The organism is Haladaptatus sp. W1, assembly GCF_001723155.1.
Classification (GTDB): domain Archaea; phylum Halobacteriota; class Halobacteria; order Halobacteriales; family Haladaptataceae; genus Haladaptatus; species Haladaptatus paucihalophilus.
The window spans coordinates 17,171-34,854 of sequence record NZ_MEIH01000337.1; the positions used below are offsets into that span (position 1 = coordinate 17,171).

The 17,684-nt window shown below is 64.2% G+C and carries 17 protein-coding genes; 8 read left to right on the forward strand and 9 right to left on the reverse strand.

Annotated elements, in window-relative coordinates:
- Positions 1-68: 68 nt before the first annotated feature.
- The 5 genes from BG842_RS19515 to BG842_RS19535 all read right to left on the reverse strand — a co-directional run bounded on the left by BG842_RS19515 (position 69) and on the right by BG842_RS19535 (position 4,830).
- Positions 69-1,043: an aldo/keto reductase gene (locus tag BG842_RS19515; protein WP_069452081.1), complete on the reverse strand. Its 975-nt coding sequence runs from the start codon at positions 1,041-1,043 to the stop codon at positions 69-71.
- Positions 1,044-1,175: 132 nt separating this feature from the next.
- Complete coding sequence (locus tag BG842_RS19520; RefSeq protein ID WP_069452082.1) at positions 1,176-1,985, reverse strand: spondin domain-containing protein; 810 nt, start codon at positions 1,983-1,985, stop codon at positions 1,176-1,178.
- A 163-nt stretch (positions 1,986-2,148) separates the two neighbouring features.
- Positions 2,149-3,180: a lamin tail domain-containing protein gene (locus tag BG842_RS19525; RefSeq protein WP_069452083.1), complete on the reverse strand. Its 1,032-nt coding sequence runs from the start codon at positions 3,178-3,180 to the stop codon at positions 2,149-2,151.
- 52 nt (positions 3,181-3,232) lie between these two features.
- Positions 3,233-3,844 (reverse strand): DUF5694 domain-containing protein, encoded by a 612-nt coding sequence (locus tag BG842_RS19530; RefSeq protein ID WP_069452084.1) that lies wholly within the window; start codon positions 3,842-3,844, stop codon positions 3,233-3,235.
- A 95-nt stretch (positions 3,845-3,939) separates the two neighbouring features.
- Complete coding sequence (locus tag BG842_RS19535) at positions 3,940-4,830, reverse strand: helix-turn-helix domain-containing protein (RefSeq protein WP_069452085.1); 891 nt, start codon at positions 4,828-4,830, stop codon at positions 3,940-3,942.
- A gap of 105 nt (positions 4,831-4,935) precedes the next feature.
- On the opposite strand from BG842_RS19535, the gene BG842_RS19540 reads away from it, so the two are divergent.
- Positions 4,936-5,352 (forward strand): SHOCT domain-containing protein, encoded by a 417-nt coding sequence (locus tag BG842_RS19540; protein WP_069452086.1) that lies wholly within the window; start codon positions 4,936-4,938, stop codon positions 5,350-5,352.
- A 108-nt stretch (positions 5,353-5,460) separates the two neighbouring features.
- Here BG842_RS19540 and BG842_RS19545 read toward each other — a convergent pair whose 3' ends face one another.
- A complete protein-coding gene (locus BG842_RS19545) occupies positions 5,461-7,188 on the reverse strand; it encodes a DNA mismatch repair protein (RefSeq protein WP_069452087.1) in 1,728 nt (575 codons plus the stop codon).
- A gap of 261 nt (positions 7,189-7,449) precedes the next feature.
- On the opposite strand from BG842_RS19545, the gene BG842_RS19550 reads away from it, so the two are divergent.
- Together BG842_RS19550 and BG842_RS19555 are read left to right on the forward strand one after the other, a co-directional pair.
- Positions 7,450-10,041, forward strand: a complete 2,592-nt coding sequence (locus BG842_RS19550) for a PAS domain S-box protein (RefSeq protein ID WP_254663315.1) — start codon at positions 7,450-7,452, stop codon at positions 10,039-10,041.
- A 52-nt stretch (positions 10,042-10,093) separates the two neighbouring features.
- On the forward strand, positions 10,094-11,374 hold the full coding sequence (locus BG842_RS19555) for a TIGR00341 family protein (protein ID WP_069452089.1): 1,281 nt from the start codon (positions 10,094-10,096) through the stop codon (positions 11,372-11,374).
- On the opposite strand, the gene BG842_RS19560 is transcribed toward BG842_RS19555, so the two are convergent.
- Positions 11,340-12,485, reverse strand: coding sequence for a hypothetical protein (locus tag BG842_RS19560; protein ID WP_069452090.1), 1,146 nt, complete (start codon positions 12,483-12,485; stop codon positions 11,340-11,342). The genes BG842_RS19555 and BG842_RS19560 overlap by 35 nt on opposite strands.
- A 163-nt stretch (positions 12,486-12,648) precedes the next feature.
- Here BG842_RS19560 and BG842_RS30150 point away from each other — a divergent pair, with 163 nt between their 5' ends.
- The 5 genes from BG842_RS30150 (at position 12,649) to BG842_RS19580 (ending at position 16,205) form a co-directional block, all read left to right on the forward strand.
- Positions 12,649-12,798: a hypothetical protein gene (locus BG842_RS30150; protein WP_175424217.1), complete on the forward strand. Its 150-nt coding sequence runs from the start codon at positions 12,649-12,651 to the stop codon at positions 12,796-12,798.
- A gap of 194 nt (positions 12,799-12,992) precedes the next feature.
- The gene (locus tag BG842_RS19565) at positions 12,993-14,090 is read left to right on the forward strand and encodes an iron ABC transporter permease (protein WP_069452091.1); all 1,098 of its coding nucleotides are present in this window, start codon (positions 12,993-12,995) and stop codon (positions 14,088-14,090) included.
- Positions 14,090-14,878, forward strand: coding sequence for an NAD(P)/FAD-dependent oxidoreductase (locus BG842_RS19570; RefSeq protein WP_069452092.1), 789 nt, complete (start codon positions 14,090-14,092; stop codon positions 14,876-14,878). Before BG842_RS19565 ends, BG842_RS19570 begins: the two co-directional genes overlap by 1 nt.
- A complete protein-coding gene (locus BG842_RS19575) occupies positions 14,875-15,714 on the forward strand; it encodes an ABC transporter ATP-binding protein (protein ID WP_069452093.1) in 840 nt (279 codons plus the stop codon). The genes BG842_RS19570 and BG842_RS19575 overlap by 4 nt, the downstream gene beginning before the upstream one ends.
- 131 nt (positions 15,715-15,845) lie before the next feature.
- Positions 15,846-16,205, forward strand: a complete 360-nt coding sequence (locus BG842_RS19580; RefSeq protein ID WP_069452094.1) for a hypothetical protein — start codon at positions 15,846-15,848, stop codon at positions 16,203-16,205.
- A 24-nt stretch (positions 16,206-16,229) separates the two neighbouring features.
- On the opposite strand, the gene BG842_RS19585 is transcribed toward BG842_RS19580, so the two are convergent.
- Complete coding sequence (locus BG842_RS19585; RefSeq protein WP_175424218.1) at positions 16,230-17,342, reverse strand: Xaa-Pro peptidase family protein; 1,113 nt, start codon at positions 17,340-17,342, stop codon at positions 16,230-16,232.
- A 153-nt stretch (positions 17,343-17,495) separates the two neighbouring features.
- Positions 17,496-17,684 (reverse strand): P-II family nitrogen regulator (locus tag BG842_RS19590; protein ID WP_139136197.1); only part of this gene is annotated, 189 nt, incomplete at its 5' end.

Sequence of the window (17,684 nt, forward strand, 5' to 3'; positions counted from 1 at the left end):
AAAGAGACGGGACGAAGAATAATGATGTTTTCCCACGCTGTCACTGACGACCGGCCGGGAAGATACCCTTAGTTCGCGTCGGCGATGCGGTCGTACTGTCCCGCCGAGAGTTCGATGTCGGCCGCGCCGACGTTCTCCTCCAGTTGCTCGACCGTTCGCGCGCCGACGATGGGCGTACACGAGAAGTCGCGCTGTTGGATGAGCCAGCGGAGCGCGACCTGTGCCGGGGTCGCGTCAAGTTCGTCCGCGATGGCCCGAATCTCGTCCAGTACCTCCCAGCCCTCCTCGGACATGTAGTAGTCCTCGAAGTAGTCCACGAGGTCCGCGCGCGACCCGACCGGCGTGTCGCCGTCGCGTTCGTACTTGCCGGTCAGGAACCCGCCAGCGAGCGGCGAGTACGGGCAGACCGCGAGGTCCTGGTCCGCGCAGACGTCGAGGTAGTCCTGCACTTCGTCGCCCGCCGCCGCGTGGTACATCGGCTGTGTCACGTCGAAGCGTTCGAGGCCATTCACGTCGCTCTTCCAGAGCGCCTTGGTCAACTGCCACGCGGCCATCGTCGAGGCCCCGAGGTAGTTCACCTTCCCCTCCTCGACGAGTTCGGTCAGCGTCGAGAGCGTCTCCTCGATGGGCGTCTCCTCGTCCCAGCGGTGGATGTAGTAAACGTCGAGGTAGTCCGTCCCGAGACGGTCGAGCGTGCCCTCGATTTGCGCTCGGATATGCTTACGCGAGAGACCGGAGTCGTTCGGGCCGGGTTCGCCCCACCCGTCGAACGGGAAGTACACCTTCGAGGCGATGACGAAATCCTCGCGGTCGTGGTCCGCGAGCCAGTCGCCGATCCACTCTTCGCTGGTGCCGTTCGGGCTTCCGTAGACGTTCGCGGTGTCGATGAAGTTGATGCCGTTCTCCCACGCCGTGTCGAGCAGGTCGTGGGCCGTCTCGTAGTCGGTTTCGACCGTCCCGTCCGACTCCATGGCGAATCGCCACGTTCCGAAACACAGTTCTGAAACTTTCGTGCCGGTGGAGCCGAGAGTTCTGTACTCCATGTTCGAACGCACCGTTCCCGTGCAAGTAAAGCTCCGGAAAGAGGAAGTTCGGCGATCGGCCTTCGGGGCGACCGCTCACGTCACCCGCACGACGTCGCAAAGAATGCGTATCGTCACTCAGTTCTCACGCCATCACGCGTCCCTCGACTGTACCGTGACGCGAATCACGTCGGCGACTGCCGGATACTGAAATCCGTCATCGACCCTCGATATCCGCTGTACCGGCGCGTTCTCGTCGGGTCCTGTGTTCGGCGCGGACTGTCGCGGGGCCTGGTTCGGCCCGGTTCCGGGCTGTTCGTTCCGTTCGGTGCCCGCGTCCCAGAGGAGCACCTGCGACGTCACGTTGCCGCTGATGGGGTTGCCGCTCCGGAAGAGCGGGATGCCGATGCCGCCCGGCGCGAAAAAGAGGTCGTTCGACGGGACGAACATCGTGGCGAACGACAGGCGCTCGCCCGGTTGGGCGTCGAAGTCGAACCGATACGTCTGCCCCGGTTCGAGCGGGCCCGGTTGGTCACTCCCCTCCGGTCGGTCGAAAACGTCGCTTTGGACCCCCTGTTGGTCGTCGAGGGACCGCTCCAGTCGGGTCGGGTCGCCGTCCTCGGCGAGCTGTTCGAGTCCCCGTGCGCCGCCCTGCTTCCCGGCGGTGAAGATGGGGTCGCCACCGCGGTAGACGGCGTAGACGCCTGGCGAGAGCGGGACCGGTTGACGCTCCCCGTCGGGCGGTTGGAGCGTGTCGTTGCTGGAGACGTTGCGGATTTCCACCGTGAACTCCGTCTCCCTATTTCCACCGTCTTGCGCGCTCACCACGCCGATTCCAGCGAACCCGGAGAGAGCGGCGGTTCCGCCGAGCGCGGTCGTTCGGAGCAGGTCGCGACGTGTGTACCGTCGGCGGTGTTCGCGTCTTGCCGACCGTGGACCGTGGCGTTCGAATGGTCGTGTCATGGACTCCCTATTGAGGAGCACGGGAGACGGAATAAGCCCGGGTCATCCTTCACGCCGATAATTCCTCGCTACGACGCACAAGGACGTATTATCGAAACGCGGGGCCGAGCGGGACGGCGATAATCGTTGTTACTCCGCCCGTGTCGGGGAACAACGACCCGATTCAGCCCTCGTACTTCCGTCGGAGGACGACCGTTCCGGTCGCGTCCCGGACGACGACCGTATCCCCGCCGTTGTTCCAGACCGCGGCGTCGGCGTTCCAGTGGAGTTCCGACGCCGAGTCCGACCCGCTCCCCGTGTAGAGCGTGAGCGTCTCCCCGCCCGCGAGCGTCACGCCCGACGGCACGCGGTACGTGTGCCCGCCGTCGTCCGAAACCGTCCACCCGGAGAGGTCGAGCGTTTCGTCGCCCGCGTTCTTCAGGACGACGTACTCGTCGTTCAGGTTCTCGTGGTCGTTTCCGTCGGCGTCCGCGTGGATTCGAGCGACGGAAAGGCCGCTCGTGCCGCCGTCGGTCGCCACTCGGGTCGTCCGTCCATCCGTCGTCATCGTCCCGTCCGTGTTCCCTTTCCCGTCCGCACTCCCCCCTCCGTTCGTGCACTCCCAGAGACCGACGTCGTGCTGCTGTGCGTTCGCCTCGGCGGCGTAAAACCGGTCGCGCTTGGTGAACTCGCTGTCGTACACCCGCGCGTAGCCCTGCTTGACCAGTTGGTAGTTAAACCGCGTCCCGTCTGACTCGCGGATGTAAATCAGCAATCGACCGTAGTACCCCCGCGGTCCCTCGTTCGCGTCCAGCGTGATGGTCACTCGCTCGTCCACGAGTTCCGCTCTGGCGAACTCGCTCGCCTTGTGCCCCCAGTCGCGGAGACAGCGCTCTCCGCTCGCGTCGTCCGGTACCTCCTCGAACTCCGACGGGTCGTTGTCGGTGTGTACCTCGGGCGTATCGACGCCGAGGAGTCGCCCCGTATCCGTCGTTCCGTTCGCGTAGCGGAACTCCACGGTGTCGCCATCCACGATGCGGGTGATGGTGACCGTCCACTGGCTGGTCTGGCTCTGGGAACCCGTATTCGAGGTCGGTTCGCCCGACTGCGGCGTCGGAGTCTCTTGTACCGATGTGCACCCGGCGACCAGCGTGCTCGTCACGACGACGAGGAGGATGGCGATGGAAACCGACCGGGAGGGAACCCTGAAAGACACGCCACAACCGAGACGTTTCGAGAGGTTAAAGCTAGGCGACTTCGGCGCAATGTCAGCCGCTGGCGGGCAGATACGGGAGCGGGCTGACCGGGCAGAACATCGGCGCTTCGGTGAGGAGGTGGCGGAGAACGCGAACGTGGCCAGCCCCGACGAGCAACAGGATTCTGTCGTCTTCGGAATCCATCGCTCGCCAAAGGTGGTGAACCATGCGAATGTTCCGCTCGTACCAGTAGGCGAGCGCGACCGGACTCCCGAACGGTTCGTCCGCCGCACGAATCCCCGCATCGAACATGGAGTCGTGGTTATACCGGCGTTCCTCCTTCTGGTTGATCCAGTCGAGGTACTCGGGAATCGTCGAGGACGAAAGCCGGTCGTCGCTCTCACGCTGTACCGCGTCGTGCTCGGGGAGTTCTAGTTCCGTCTTTCGACCCGAATCGATGTCACGGTCTTCGAACGGGTCGGAATCGGGTTCGTCGGGATATTCGTCTATCGCGGCGACCCTATTGTGGTCGAGGTGGTCGGCGAGCACGTCGTCGGCATCGACGTTCACCTCGTCCAATCCGGGGTTATCCATGTGATAGGTACCGAGCACCATCACCCGCACTTGTTCGGGCGTCGGTTCCGGCCATCCCTTCGGGATTCGTTTCTCGTTCGTGTTCATCATGGACGGAACGACCGACCCGCCGGGAATAAATATTTGTAGAATGAGATTACAGAAGCGCGGTTCTACTCCTGGGTTGTCATTTCCTGTGTTGTCATCTATTCCCCGTCGTATCGGTCCACGACGTCCAACCCTCTGTCGAAAACGAACGTACGCGTTTCCCCGTCGAGGGTCGTGGGAACCGCGATACGAAGCGGGTCGGTGGACTCGACGGTCGCGTTGTCCGCCTCCAACCACGGAAGCTCCCACCTCGGCGTTTCGCGGAGGTCGATGCCGTGCTCGTAGTGGAACGCGGCGACCAGCGGGTGCGAGAGAACGGCCAGCTGAACCGACCTGTTGTACACGTGACCGCAGCGAGTGCATTCGCAGAACTCCATTCCGACCAATCCGCTGCCTTCGAGCCAATCGGGAGCGTCATCGTCGTCGGAGAGATACAGCGTCGAATCCAGCCGCCCGTGGCAGTTCGTGCACATATCGACTTCGGCGGCCTCGTCCACGGTTCGGAGCCACCGAGCGACGACGCTCGGTGCCGCCGCCGCGTCCATTCCGTCCATGAGTCCCGCGGGAATTTCGGGGTTAGTGAACATCCACTCACAGTCCGAGCGGTCGATGGTGATTCCATGGTCCCGGAAGACCGCTTCCAATCGGCCCACACAGTGGAGGCAATTCCCATCGACCGGAACGGAATCGCCGCTGAACTCCGCGGTATACCCGCCGGAGAGGATGGCCCCGACGACCCGTTCCCCCGGTGGTGCGACGTCGTAGCCCGCCTCGGTCTTCCGCACGAACTGTCCCGTGAGCTTCCCGAGGTGGTAGTTGAATCCGCCGGGGTCGTCCGCACCGACGCGGGTTCGAAGTTCGGAGAAGGACAACGACTCGTCGGCCCCGTTCAACACCCGCAAGATTTCGAACCGGGTCTCGTCCCCGAGCAGCCCGAACGCCTCGTCGGGAGTGAGTCGCGTAACGGTTGGGTCGTCGTCACGTTCCATGCACCATCGTTGTGAGAACGGGAACAAAGGTCGTGTGGTCTCGCCGAAAAGGTACTCGAACGAACACAAAGGACGTTTTATGTTCCGGCGACGATACGAACCGATATGAGCGACACTCCGAGCGAGCGTTTCCGCGAGAACGCGACGGAAATCACGTCGATTCTCGTCACGGGGTTCTGGCTCCTCGCCCTCTTCACCGACCAGAGTTGGTGGCTTCCGGCGATGTTGGTCGGCTACGTCGTCGTCATTCCCATCGTCGAGATGCTGTTCGGCGACGAGGAGGAGGAAGAGGAAGAAGAATCGTGGAGGGACGGTCGGGAGACGAAGGCCGAACCGACGGAACGCCACGGCGCGGAAGAGAACAACCGCGAGGCCCTCGAAACGCTGAAGGACAGGTACGCGCGCGGCGAACTCACGGACGAGCAGTTCGAACGAAAACTGGAACGGCTCGTGGAAAACGAGACGGTCGAGGACGTGGAGGACCGTCTCGGACGGGGCGAACGGAACCTAGAGCGGAACTGAACGCGAAACGAGCGGGACGCTCACGATTTTCGACGTGCGAAGGTTTATACGCGAAACCGGGACCAAACGTCCGCATGGAGGTATCGCTCGAACGACCGAAGGGGTGAGTTACTCCGCGTCCGCCCACGAATCCAGCGTCTCCTGAATCAGCGCCTCGCCGACGGCGCGCCCCAGAACGTCGTACCCGGCGCGTTCCGCCCGGTCGTCCGAGGAGGCGATGAGACGCGAGACGATGAACTCCGGCGTGGACTTGCCGACCGTCTGGAACCGCGGCTGATAATCGACGAGCAGGTCCAACTCGTCGTTCAGCCCTTCGGCGAAGATACCGTCCTTGCGCGCCTGTCCGGGGAGCGGGTTCAGGTCGTCCGCGAGGTGGGTGACGAACACGCCGAGCGCGCCCCTATCGACGGTCAGACTCACCAACCCGTGGAGGAGATTCGCCGCGCTTCCGGGTTCCGTGATGGCCTCGAACTCGTCCACCAGCATGAGGGTGCGTCCGTCGTTCGTGAGCGGCGGAACGATGCTCCGGAGCGTGGATTCGAGCACGCCAGCGTTGAAACTCGCGTGGCGGCGGTGGAAGACGATGGCGTCAGACATCGACACCTGCGCGCGCGAAGCGGGAACGGGGAGTCCCATCTGTGCCAGCAGGCCGACCTGACACAGAGTTTCGAGCAGGGTCGTCTTCCCCCCGCTGTTCGCGCCGGTCAGCACCGTCACCCGGTCGCCTTTCGGCGGTCCCGCGATTCGGTGGTCACCGATGCCGTAGGTGATGGGTTGGACATCTCCGTTCCCGGTGGCGAGAAAGAGGTTTCGCGCGTCGTCGACCGCGAAGCCGGAATCGACGAACTCGGGACGCGTGAGGTCGAACGCGTCGGCGAATCGGGCGAGCGACAGCGAAACCGCGAGGTCGCTCACGGCGGAGACGGCGGCGTCGATGGCGTCGCGGGCGGTTTCGATGTCGGTTTCGAGGTCTTCGACCACTCTCGCTTCGCGTTCCTCGGCCGCGCTCTCGGTTTTCGCGACGAGTTCGCGGAGCGACCCGCCGACGAAATCCGTCGCGTCGGTGGCCTCGCCGACCGTCGCGTCGCGGATTCGCTGCGGTTCGATGTCCGTTTCGCGGGCGACGTACTCGACGTAGCTCTCGCGGAACTCGTCGGGCGTCCGCACGTCGCCGGACTGGACGGACTCGATCACGTCCAGCGCACCGCTTTCGAGGCATTCGGCCGCACGCAACGCCGACCGAAGTCGGTCGAGTTCCTCGTCCGCTCCCTCGGCGACCGAGCCGTCGTCGAGTTTCCCGAGCGCGCCGACCGCGACGGCGAGGTCGTCGGCGTCGATGTCGGCGACCGTGGCGAACGCGCCGTCGGTCACGCCGGTTCGTTGGAGGGAAATGGCCGTCTCGACCGCGGTTCGTTCGCTGCCGTCGTACGCGTCGAAGGCGTCGAGAACGGTCTCGCGCGTGTCCTCGTCCAGTGCGTCCCACGATTCGACGGCGGCCATGACCGAATCGAGCCGATCGGTCGCCTCCTCGCGGGAGCGAACCGGCGTCAGCACGCGAATTCGGTCGCCAGCGTCGGGCGTGACGGCGTAGTCGCTCGCGATATCGAGCAGCGATTTGTACACCGAGCGGGCGTCGCGGGTGGCGAGCACGGCCATCCCGTCGCCGCCGTTGGCCTGTCGAAGGATTCGCGTCGCTCGGCCGCGGGACAGCCCCGCGTTCGTCAGCGCGCGAACGTCGCTCGATTCGATGGCCCGAATCGCACGTTCGACTCCCAGTTCGGCTTCGAGCAGTTCGCTCGTCTTCGGCCCGACGCCCCAGTAATCCTCCAGCCTCATACCTGTCGGCTGACACGGACGGCTATTAATCGTTCGCGTTCCACCGAAACATAGAGAAGGCCGCGGCGACTTTATGTTATAATTCCCCTCTATGAAGGATACCCGGAGACGCCACAGATCCTCCACATTGGCGTCGATGGCAACGGTGAGCGCCAGGGGATTACGGAGGAGAGGACGAGTGCCGAAGACGCGCTCGCCCGACTCGAAACGACGGACTGCATCGTCTGTGGACACGGACCACCCGAATGCGACGCGCTCGCCGTGCTGGCGGCGGTACGCGAACGCGACGCGAGCCTTCCGTTTTTCATCGTGACCGACGACGAACGGACGGTCGAAGCGGCGTTTTCGATGGAGGTGACCGACTGTGTTGGTCCCGACAGTCGGACCATCCTCTCGCAGAAGATAGAACGTGCCGTCACCTGCTATCGGAACGAACGGATGCTATCACGGGCGGAGGCGGTTCTCGAAGGACTCGCGGATGCCGTCGTGACGATAGACGAATCGGGTGATATTCGCTACGTCAACGAGGGATTCGAGCGGGTGCTCGGCTACGACCCGGATGAAATAATCGGAACGTCGTTGACGCGGGTCATCCCGGACCGGCTGGCGCCGGTGCACGAGGAATCGCTGCAGCGGTACGTGGAAACGGGTGAACGACGACTCGATTGGGAGTCTGTGGAGACGATAGCGCGGCACCGAGACGGCCACGAAATTCCGGTCACGCTATCGTTTCGGAGCGAAGCCTGCAACGGCGACGAGTTGATAACCGGAGCCATCCGCGACATTTCGGAGCGGCGGACGGTGGAGACGGAACTGGAAGCGTCGCGCGAACGCTATCGAAAGCTGGTCGCGGCGAGTCCGGAAGCCATCCTCGTCGCCGACACCGAAACGGGGGAAATCGTGGACGCGAACGCGGCGGCGGAAGAGCTCCTCGACCGACCTCGAAACGAGATTTGCGGGATGTATCAGTGGGAGATACACCCCACGGAGCACCACGAACGGTATCGGAAAATCTTCGACAAGCACGCGAACGGGGGAGGGATATCCAGAAGCTCGGAGCACCTCTCGGTCGTTCGTTCGGACGGCGAGCAAATTCCCGTTGAAATCAGCGCGAATCGCACCCAACTCGGTGGCCGGGAAGTCATCCACGGCATCTTCAAGGACATCTCGGAACGGGAGGCGCGCGAGCGGACGCTCGAATCCTTGCGGTCGGCGACGCGGGAGCTCATGACGGCCGAGACGAAGACCGACATCTGTGAAATAGCGGTCGAAGCCGCGGGAGAAGAGTTGGGACTGTCGCTGTCGGGTATCTATCTCGTGAACGACGAGAGGGACGTCCTCCGGCCGGTCGCCGTGACGGAGGCGACCGAGGGGATACCGGACGAGATTCCGCGCTCCGAGGACGGGAACGGACCCGCGTGGAGAGCGTTCGAGTCGGGTGAAGTTGCAGTATTCGAGGACAGAACAGAGTACGGGGCGGACGGCCGGGAGTTGACGGCCGAACAGGAGATGGTGATACCCTTGGCCGAGCACGGCGTCTTCCTACTGGGGTCGCGTTCGATGGCGAAGTTGGACGAGTACGTCCGGGATTTCGCGGAGATATTGGCGACGAACGTCCAGTCGGCGCTCGACCGGGCGGAGCGCGAGGAGACGCTCTCGGCGCAACGCGCCGAGCTGGTGGAACTGAACCGAATCAACGAGGTCATCCGTGACGTGGACCGCGCGTTGGTGCAAGCGACGAGCCGGGAGGAGATAGAGGAGACAGTCGTAGATAGATTGGCGTCGGCGGGGCCGTACGAGTTCGCGTGGGTCGGCGAGTGCGAGATGGGCGTCGAAACCATCCGCACGGTAGCGAACGGGGGCGACGACATGTATTTGGAGTCGGCGGAAACGACCGAGACCGGATGCGACTGTCCGGTCGCCGAAGCGCGAGCGACGGGACGGGCGGTCGTCGTCGACGAGGTGACGACCCGTCCGGAGTTCGAGTCGTGGACGGCGGAGTCGCTCGATGGAGGGACGCACTCGATGGCCGCCATCCCGATTCGGTACGACGAAACCTGCTACGGGATTCTCGCCGTGCATACGGACCGGATAGGAGCGTTCGACGACCGAGAGCGGGAAGTGCTGGTCGAACTCGGGGAAACGATGGGAATGGCGATTGCCGCCATAGAGAGCAGGAAGGCGCTGGTGTCCGACTGCGTGGTCGAAGTGGAGATGGAGATAGAGAGCGCCGAGCATTACTTCATCCGCGTCCCACAGGAACTCGACTGTACGTTCACCCTCTTGGGGACGACGATGGCACCGACGGGAGAGATTCACTGTTTCATCACCGCGTCCGGCGTGTCGTCGGACGTCGTTCTCGAACGAACCGCGCGAGCGACGGGGATAGCGAACACGCGACTCATCCGCGAACGCAACGACGAGTGCGTCTTCGAGGTGACCTACGAGGGACCGTCGTTCGTCAAGGCGCTCGTTGACCGGGGGGCAGCAATCGGATACGTCGAAGCCGATGAAAACCGCACCCGTGGAACGGTCGAACTCCCGATGGACGCGAGTATCAGAGGGGTGGTCGAGGCGGTGAAGAACATCGCGCCGGGCGCTTGCGTCGTCGCCCAACGCGAACGGGAGAAACCCGAGAAGACGGCGACGGAGTTCCGCATGCAGCTCTCGGAGTCGCTGACCGACCGGCAGCGGACGGCGCTGGAAACCGCCTATCTCGCCGGGTTTTTCGAGTGGCCGCGGGACAGCACGGGCGAGGAGGTCGCCGAGTTGCTCGACGTGTCGGCACCGACGTTCCACCAGCATCTCCGACACGCGCAGGCGAAACTGCTGAAGACCTTTTTCGACCAGTGAGCGACCCGCTCCGGCCGGAGGGGTTTTCATCCCCTGGTCGGTTGGTCCGGGCATGCGTCTCATTCAGGTGCTCGTTCCGGACGACTGCCGGAACGAGGTTCTTTCCGTGCTCGACGACGAGCACATCGATTACGTGCTCACCCGCGAGGACAGCGACGGGAACGAGGCGGCGGTCGTTCAGTTTCCGGTCCCGACGCAAGCAGTGGACGCCGTTCTCACGGCCCTTCGAGACGCGGGGTTGGACGAGGACGGCTACACCGTCGTCGGGAGTCTGGAGACGGCCCGGACGCCGAACATCGCGGAGTTGGAAGATAGGTTCGTCAAGGGAGGCGACGAGGACGACAGCATCGCCACGGAGGAAATTCGGACGAAGGCGCTCGGGATGAACCCGAGTCCGGTGACGTACTACGCCATGACCGTGCTGTCCGCTATCGTCGCAACCGCCGGGTTGTTGCTCGATTCGCCCGCGCTCGTCGTGGGGTCGATGGTCATCGCCCCGCAAGTGGGGTCGGCGATGACGACCAGCGTCGGACTCGTGTTGAACGACCGCGACATGATACGCGACGGGTTGTGGTCGCAAGTGCTCGGACTCGCGGTCGCCATCGTCAGCGCGACGATTTTCGGCTGGGCGCTCAAATCGGCCCAGTTCATTCCACCCGCGCTCAACGTGGCGACGGTGAACCAGATAAGTCAACGCACCTCGCCCGGGTTCCTCTCGCTCGCGGTCGGCCTCTGTGCCGGTGCGGCGGGGGCGTTGGGACTCGCAACCGCCCTGCCGGTGTCGCTCGTCGGCGTCATGATCGCGGCGGCGCTCATCCCCGCGGCGGCCGCGGTCGGCGTCGGCTTGGCGTGGGGACCGCCGGTGCTCGCGTTCGGCGCGTTCGTCCTGCTCGTGGTGAACGTCGTCTCCATCAACGCCGCCGGAAGCGGCGTCCTCTGGGGACTCGGCTATCGACCGAAAGACGGGACGACCCTTCGGAAAGCCGCACCGACGGTCGTCGCGGTCGTCGTCCTGCTCGTCTCGTTCGCCGGGGCGGGGGCGCTGATGGCCCAGCAGGTCCACACCGAGAACACGGCGAACAGGGAGGTACAGAAGCTTTTGGAGGGAGAGCAGTACAAATCGCTGGACCTCGTGAAGGTGAACGTCGAGTTCGACGATATGGGACTCGTGGACGACAGACAGCACGTGACGGTGCTCGTGACACGCCCGTCCGGAAAACGGTATCCCGGATTGGCGAAGGAAATTGCGGCGCGGATTTCCGACGAACTCGGCGGCCGGACCGTCGTCAAACTGGAGTTCACGGAGCGCCAGCGGTCGGCGGCGAGAACGTGAACCCGTGGTTGGCCGTGAGTCGGTAGGCGGCGGTCCCCCAGATGTAATCTTCGCCGGGCCACCACGTGCGGGCGTTGTTCATCCCGGCGACGAGGAGGCCGTCCTCCGGGCGTTCGAGGTCGGGATGGTAACTGACGCTCCCGCTGTCGCCGTCGGTGAACGAGGATTGGGACCCCCACTTCAGTTGGCCGTGTTTGCAGACGGTGCCGTACGCGCAAGTCATCCCGTCGATGGCCTGAATCGCGCCGGACGTGAAGCCCGAGACGACTGCTCTCTTTTTCAGTTTCGACCCGTGTGCTTTGACCCGCGCGAGGCCGGCGCGCGTGAACTGTCCCATGACGACGGACGGCGAACTGCCGTCGATGGCGCTCGCCGGAACCGCACCGTTCACGGGGTCGATGCGGACGAAATCGTCCAACGCGTAACCACGTCGCACCTCGCCGACTTTTCGCCAGCCGTCGCGGCGCTTGACGTAGAACGGTTCGCCGCGATGCTGCTCGCCGTCGTCGCCGTAGAGGTGATTCGACGTGGTGAAAAACGGCGTCTCGCCGTCGTACATCGCCGGGGAGAGCGTCGCGAACGCGTCCTTGCTTCCACATTCGACGCTCCCCGGAATGTGGTTGCCGTCGAACGACGCGTCGCCGGATTCGGTGCGCTGTTCGCTCGCGGTCGATTCGACGCGGTTCACTTCAACGGCGACGTCGCCGACGCGCTCGGGCACGGAACCGGTCGCTTCGTCGTCGGTCACGTCCACCGCGAGGGCGGCGTTTCGGCCGCCGAACTCCCCGGGGACGACGGCGCTACCGACGACGCCGGACCGAGATAGCAGGTCGAGGCGGTCGTGCGCGTCGAACGCGGCGCGGAGGTCGGCGAACCAGTCCGCCGGAACCGTCGTCGTGAGCGGTTCGAAATCGCGGCCGTGGCCGTACACGAGCGGTACTTCGTCCCGTCCGGCCGCGCGAACGTCGTCCGGCGTGAGCAGGGCGGCCATCGAACCCAATCCGGCACCCGCGAGCGTCGTGATGAACCGCCGTCTCCCCATCGTTTCGAGTCGTCTGCCGGACAGAGAACGCAGTGCTGGTCGCTGTCCGATGTCGTCTTGTTCCCCCATCGTATCGTTTCCCCATTCTCGAATCGGAGTACGCCAGGCCCGTACTTGAAACTGAACCGTCAGGTTCCGCGCTCGGATCGAAAATTTATCGGCGGACGACCGACGGTGTTTTAGGCAGGCCGAAAAAGGGGAAGGTTTACGTATGTTTAGGTTAGCCTAAAGAATGACGCGGGAGCGAGCGAACCGAGACGATACCCGGTCGGATACGCGGATTTCCGTCGGGTTCGCCGCCGCTCCCACGACTCGAAGCGGCGGGTTCGAAGCGCGGACCCGACCGATAGATGGACGAGATACGAACCGCCCGACGAAGTAGGAAGTCAGTGCGACACGGGTACGGTAGGCATCAACTGCCCGCGTCGTCCCATATCACCACGACTCGGCAACCGTGTCGAGAATCAAAGTCCTTATCTTGTTTTAGGTTAACCTAAAAATAGAGCGGAGACGGCGAACCCGGTAGCGCTCGCCGGACAGTGACATCAATGGGAAATCGAGAACGAGGGGACACGGATGATGGAGAACAGTGAAACGACGGTTGAAGAGCGGTTCGACGGGTCGCTGGCGGCGCTCGTCCTCGCTTGTATCGCTGTCGTCGTGATTTCGGCGCTCGTGCAGGTCAGCTTCGGGGCGTACTCGACGACGCTCACGCAGGCGTGGAACGCCGTATTCGACCCGAAGGTCATCACGAACCCGGACGTGCTCGGGGCCCTTCTGCTCGGCTCCGAGATACCGAAGAACGTGACGCTCGACAACACCACGACGGTTATCTGGAGCCTCCGCCTGCCGCGCGTGTTCGTCGGCATCTTCGTCGGCGCGAACCTCGCCGTCTCGGGCGCGATATTTCAGGCCGTCACGCGCAACGAACTGGCGAGTCCCTACATCCTCGGCGTCAGTCACGGGGCCGGGTTGGCGGTGCTCCTCACCCTCGTCGTCTTCAGCGGCCTGTCGGTCTTCCTGCCCGTCTTCGCCGCGCTCGGCGGTATCGCGGCGTTCATCGTCGTCTACGCCATCGCGTGGAAGGGCGGGACGAGTCCCGTCCGCCTCGTTCTCGCCGGGGTCATCGTCGGCACCATCTGCTCCTCGCTCCAGCGCGGCCTCTTCTTCTTCGCGCAGGACATCGGCGTGGTGCAGACGGCCCTCTCGTGGACCACGGGGTCACTCACCGGCACCGGGTGGGAGCAGGTTCGAATCATCCTCGTTCCGACGCTGGTGATACTTCCCCTTTCGCTGCTGGCCTCCCGCCAACTGAACGTCCTCCTGCTCGGCGAACGAACCGCCCGCTCGCTGGGGATGTCCGTCGAACGCGTCCGGTTCGCGCTCTCGACGCTGGCGATTCTCGCCGCCAGTGCCGCGATTTCCGTCGCCGGAATCGTCGGCTTCGTCGGCCTCATCGTCCCGCACGTCGTCCGGAACGTCGTCGGGAGCGACTATCGAAAGCTCATCGTCGGGAGCCTGTTCGCCGGACCGGCGCTGGTCGTCGTCGCGGACGTGGGCGCTCGACTCGCGCTCAACCCGATACAGGTACCGGTCGGAATCGTCACCGGACTGCTCGGCGGGCCGTACTTCCTCTATCTCATGCGGAAGCGCCATAAGGTGGGTGAACTCTGATGCCGCGGGACGTAGCCATCGTCGGCGGCGGCGCGTCCGGCCTCTCGGCGGCCGTGTTCGTCGCCCGGTACGGTCTCGATACGGTCGTCCTCGACGGCGGCGTCTCGGCGATTCGCCAGTGCGTGCATCTGGAGAACTTCCTCGGCTTCCCCGGCGGAATTTCTCCCGACACCTTCCTCGAACTGGGACGCGAGCAGGCGACGTTGGAGGGGTGTACGATGCGCGACTCAATGGTCCTCGACGTCGAGCGAACCGACGACGGGTTCCGAATCGACGTGCAAGGCGAGGAGGAACCGGTGGAAGCGACTCGGGTTATCGCCGCCTCGCTGTACGACGACAACTATCTGTCCGACTTCGAGGGCGAACTGACCGATGTGGACCGGGACGGACGAACACCGGTCGAAGGGCTGTACGTGACCGGCTGTCTGGGTGACGAGTCGGAACATCAGGCCATCGTCAACGCGGGCGACGGGGCGCGAGCCGCGCTGTCCCTCATCCGCGACGTTCGCCGAGAGGACGAGGAACTGTGGGACGGAATCGCGGACCACTACTACGACTGGACGGTCCAACCCGGCCGTTACAGCGGCGCGAAGTGGGAAGAGAGCATGGACTCGCTCGTGGCGGAGAGCGCACCCGAGGACGCGACCGACGCGGAGTTGGCCGACGTGAAAGAGCGGCTCAAGCGGGAGTACCGGGCGCTCGAACTGGACGAAGAGGAGCGGGCGGCGCGCGCCGAGCGGGGCCGCGAACTGCTTCGAACGCACCTGCTGGAGGAAAAATCACGATGAACGGGCAAACGGACGCTGGAATGGAAGAAAAAGCGAACGACGAACCGAACCCCGAAGCCAGCGAGCTGTTCGGCAAGGAACTCGAAATCGGCTACCCGAACTCGGGAATCATCGTCGAGTGTGACTCCATCGTCCTCCCGGAGGGAGAAATTACCGCGCTCGTCGGACCGAACGGGAGCGGGAAGAGCACGCTGCTCAAGGCTCTCTCGCGGGAACTCGAACCCGAGAGCGGCGGGGTCCAACTCGACGGCGAGGACATCCAGTCGTTGGGAACGAAGGCGTTGGCGCGGAAACTCGGTCTCCTCTCACAGCAGAACGAAGCCCCTAGCGGGTTAACCGTCGAGGAACTCGCGTACCACGGACGCTATCCGCACCGGGGGTTCTTCGAGTCGAAGACGATGAAAGACCACGAGGCGGTCGAAACAGCCCTCGAACGCGCCGGGGTCACCCACCTCCGGGACGAGGCGATGAACAGCCTCAGTGGTGGACAACGACAGTTGGCGTGGATCGCCATGGTGCTGGCACAGGAAACCGACGTGCTCCTGCTGGACGAGCCGACGACGTACCTCGATTTGCGCCACCAGTTGCGCGTTCTCGAAGTCGTGCAAACCCTCGCGCGCGAAGAGAACTTGACCATCGGCGTCGTTCTCCATGACATCTCGCAAGCCGCGCGCTACGCCGACAACCTCGTCGCCTTGCGCGACGGCGAACCGTACGACTGGGGACCCCCGAGCGAAGTCGTCACCGAGGAACTGCTCGCCGACGTGTTCGGCGTCGAGGCGACGGTCGGACTCGGCCCCGACGGCCCTATCGTGAACCCACAGCAACCGCTCTGAATGCGACGTGGATGAGTTCGGGCAACGAGACGAAAAGCGGAGATGCGGAGTCGTCGTCGGGCGACCGATCGGTTGACGTACATTTTTAACCGGAGGAGGAGTACCGGTAGATAACGGAACGGCACGAAATCATGAACGCGGTGAAATATGCGGACCGACTCGCGGACCATCCCTTCGGCCGTTTAGCGATGCTCGTCGTCGGAAGCGCCGTTCTCGGCGCGACGATGGCGTTCTATCCACCGTTCGAGACCGTGGTCTGGTGGGCGTTCCCGACCGTGATCGTTCTCGTGGGCGTTTGGGAACTGTACTTCCACGGAGCGGATAGCACCCTATCGATAGTCGCCGGTTCCCTGTTCGTACTCGGCGGTATCAGTCGCGCACTGTACCAACTCGTTCCGATGGACGAAACCACCGGGACGGTGGCGAACCTCGTTCCGGCCTTCGGAGTGTTCGCCATGATGTACGCCCAGCACTACCGCGAAAACGAGTGAACAACCGCGGCGAAACTCGATCCCTCAGAGCGCCTGCCACGTTCGCGGCGAGTCGTTCAGGCGTTCACAGCCGTCCTCCGTGACGACGACCAAATCCTCGATTCGGACGCCGAACTCACCGGGGAGGTAGATGCCGGGTTCGACGCTGAACACCATGCCGGGTTCGAGTTCCAAGTCGTTGCCCTCGACGATGTACGGCCCTTCGTGGACGTCCAAGCCGACGCCGTGTCCGGTTCGGTGGATGAACTCCTCGCCGTAGCCGTAAGACTCGATGACCTCGCGGGCGGCTTGGTCCACCGACTCGGCAGTGACGCCGGGTTCGACGGCCTCGACGCCCGCCTGTTCTGCTTCGAGGACGGTCTGATGAACCCGTTCGTACTCCTCCGGCGGGTCACCGGCGAACACGACGGTTCGGGTCTGGTCGCCGGGGTAGCCGCCGACGAACGCGCCGAAGTCGAGGACCACGGGGTCGCCGTACTCTATTTTCCGGTCGCCGTGACCGTGGTGGGGTTTCGCACCGTTCGGGCCGGACCCGACGATGGTGCCGAAGGCGGGGTCGTCGCCGCCCGCGTCGGCGAGTCTGGACTCGATTTCGGCCGCGAGTTCGGTTTCGGTCATGCCGATGGCGTCCTCGCCGAGTTCCCGGATTTCGACGCTGGCGCGGTCCGCGACCTCGCCAGCCGTCCGCAACGCCTCGATTTCGGCGTCGTCCTTGCGCATTCGGAGCGGTTCGAGCACCTCGCTCGCCAGTCCGAAGGTCGCGTCGGGGAGCGCGCGGCGGAGGTCCTGGGTGAACAGCGCCCACATCGTGTCGTCAACGAGGAGGTGGCCGCCGTGGAGGTCGAACTCGTCGGCGACGTCTTTCACGAGGGAGAGCGGGTCGTCGCCGTCGCTCCACGTCCGCACGTCGGAGACCCACGACTCCTCGGCTATCTGCTCGCCGTACATATCGGGGACGACAAAGGCGGGGTCGCCGTCCTTCGGGACGAACAGGAAGAGATGTCGTTCGGCGGGGTGTTCCTCGAACCCGGAGACGTAGAACAGGTTCGTGCTGGGAAAGAGGACGAGTGCGTCCGCATCGGCCGTCTCCAATCGCTGTTGACTCCGGCGAGTTCGTTCCGCGAAAGCGTTCGGCATGGTTGGACAGACGTAGCAGACGGGGTAAAAGTTCACCCCCTCGGCAACCTCGTCGGTATCGGACGACGGACCGAAAAACGAGACGGACGACGAACGGCGGAGAGCGGGCACGGTTGCACAGTCGAAAAACGGTTCCTCGGAACGAAGGTCGGGCTACACCGCGTCCGGGCCGCGTTTCCCGGTTCGGACCTGACAGGCGTCGCTGACGGGGAGGACGAATATCTTCCCGTCGCCGGGTTCGCCGGTACAGGCGGCCTCGCGGATGGCTTCCACGACGTCTTCGGCGGGGGTGTCGGCGACGACGCACTCGATTTTGACCTTCTGGTGGAGGTCCACGACGTA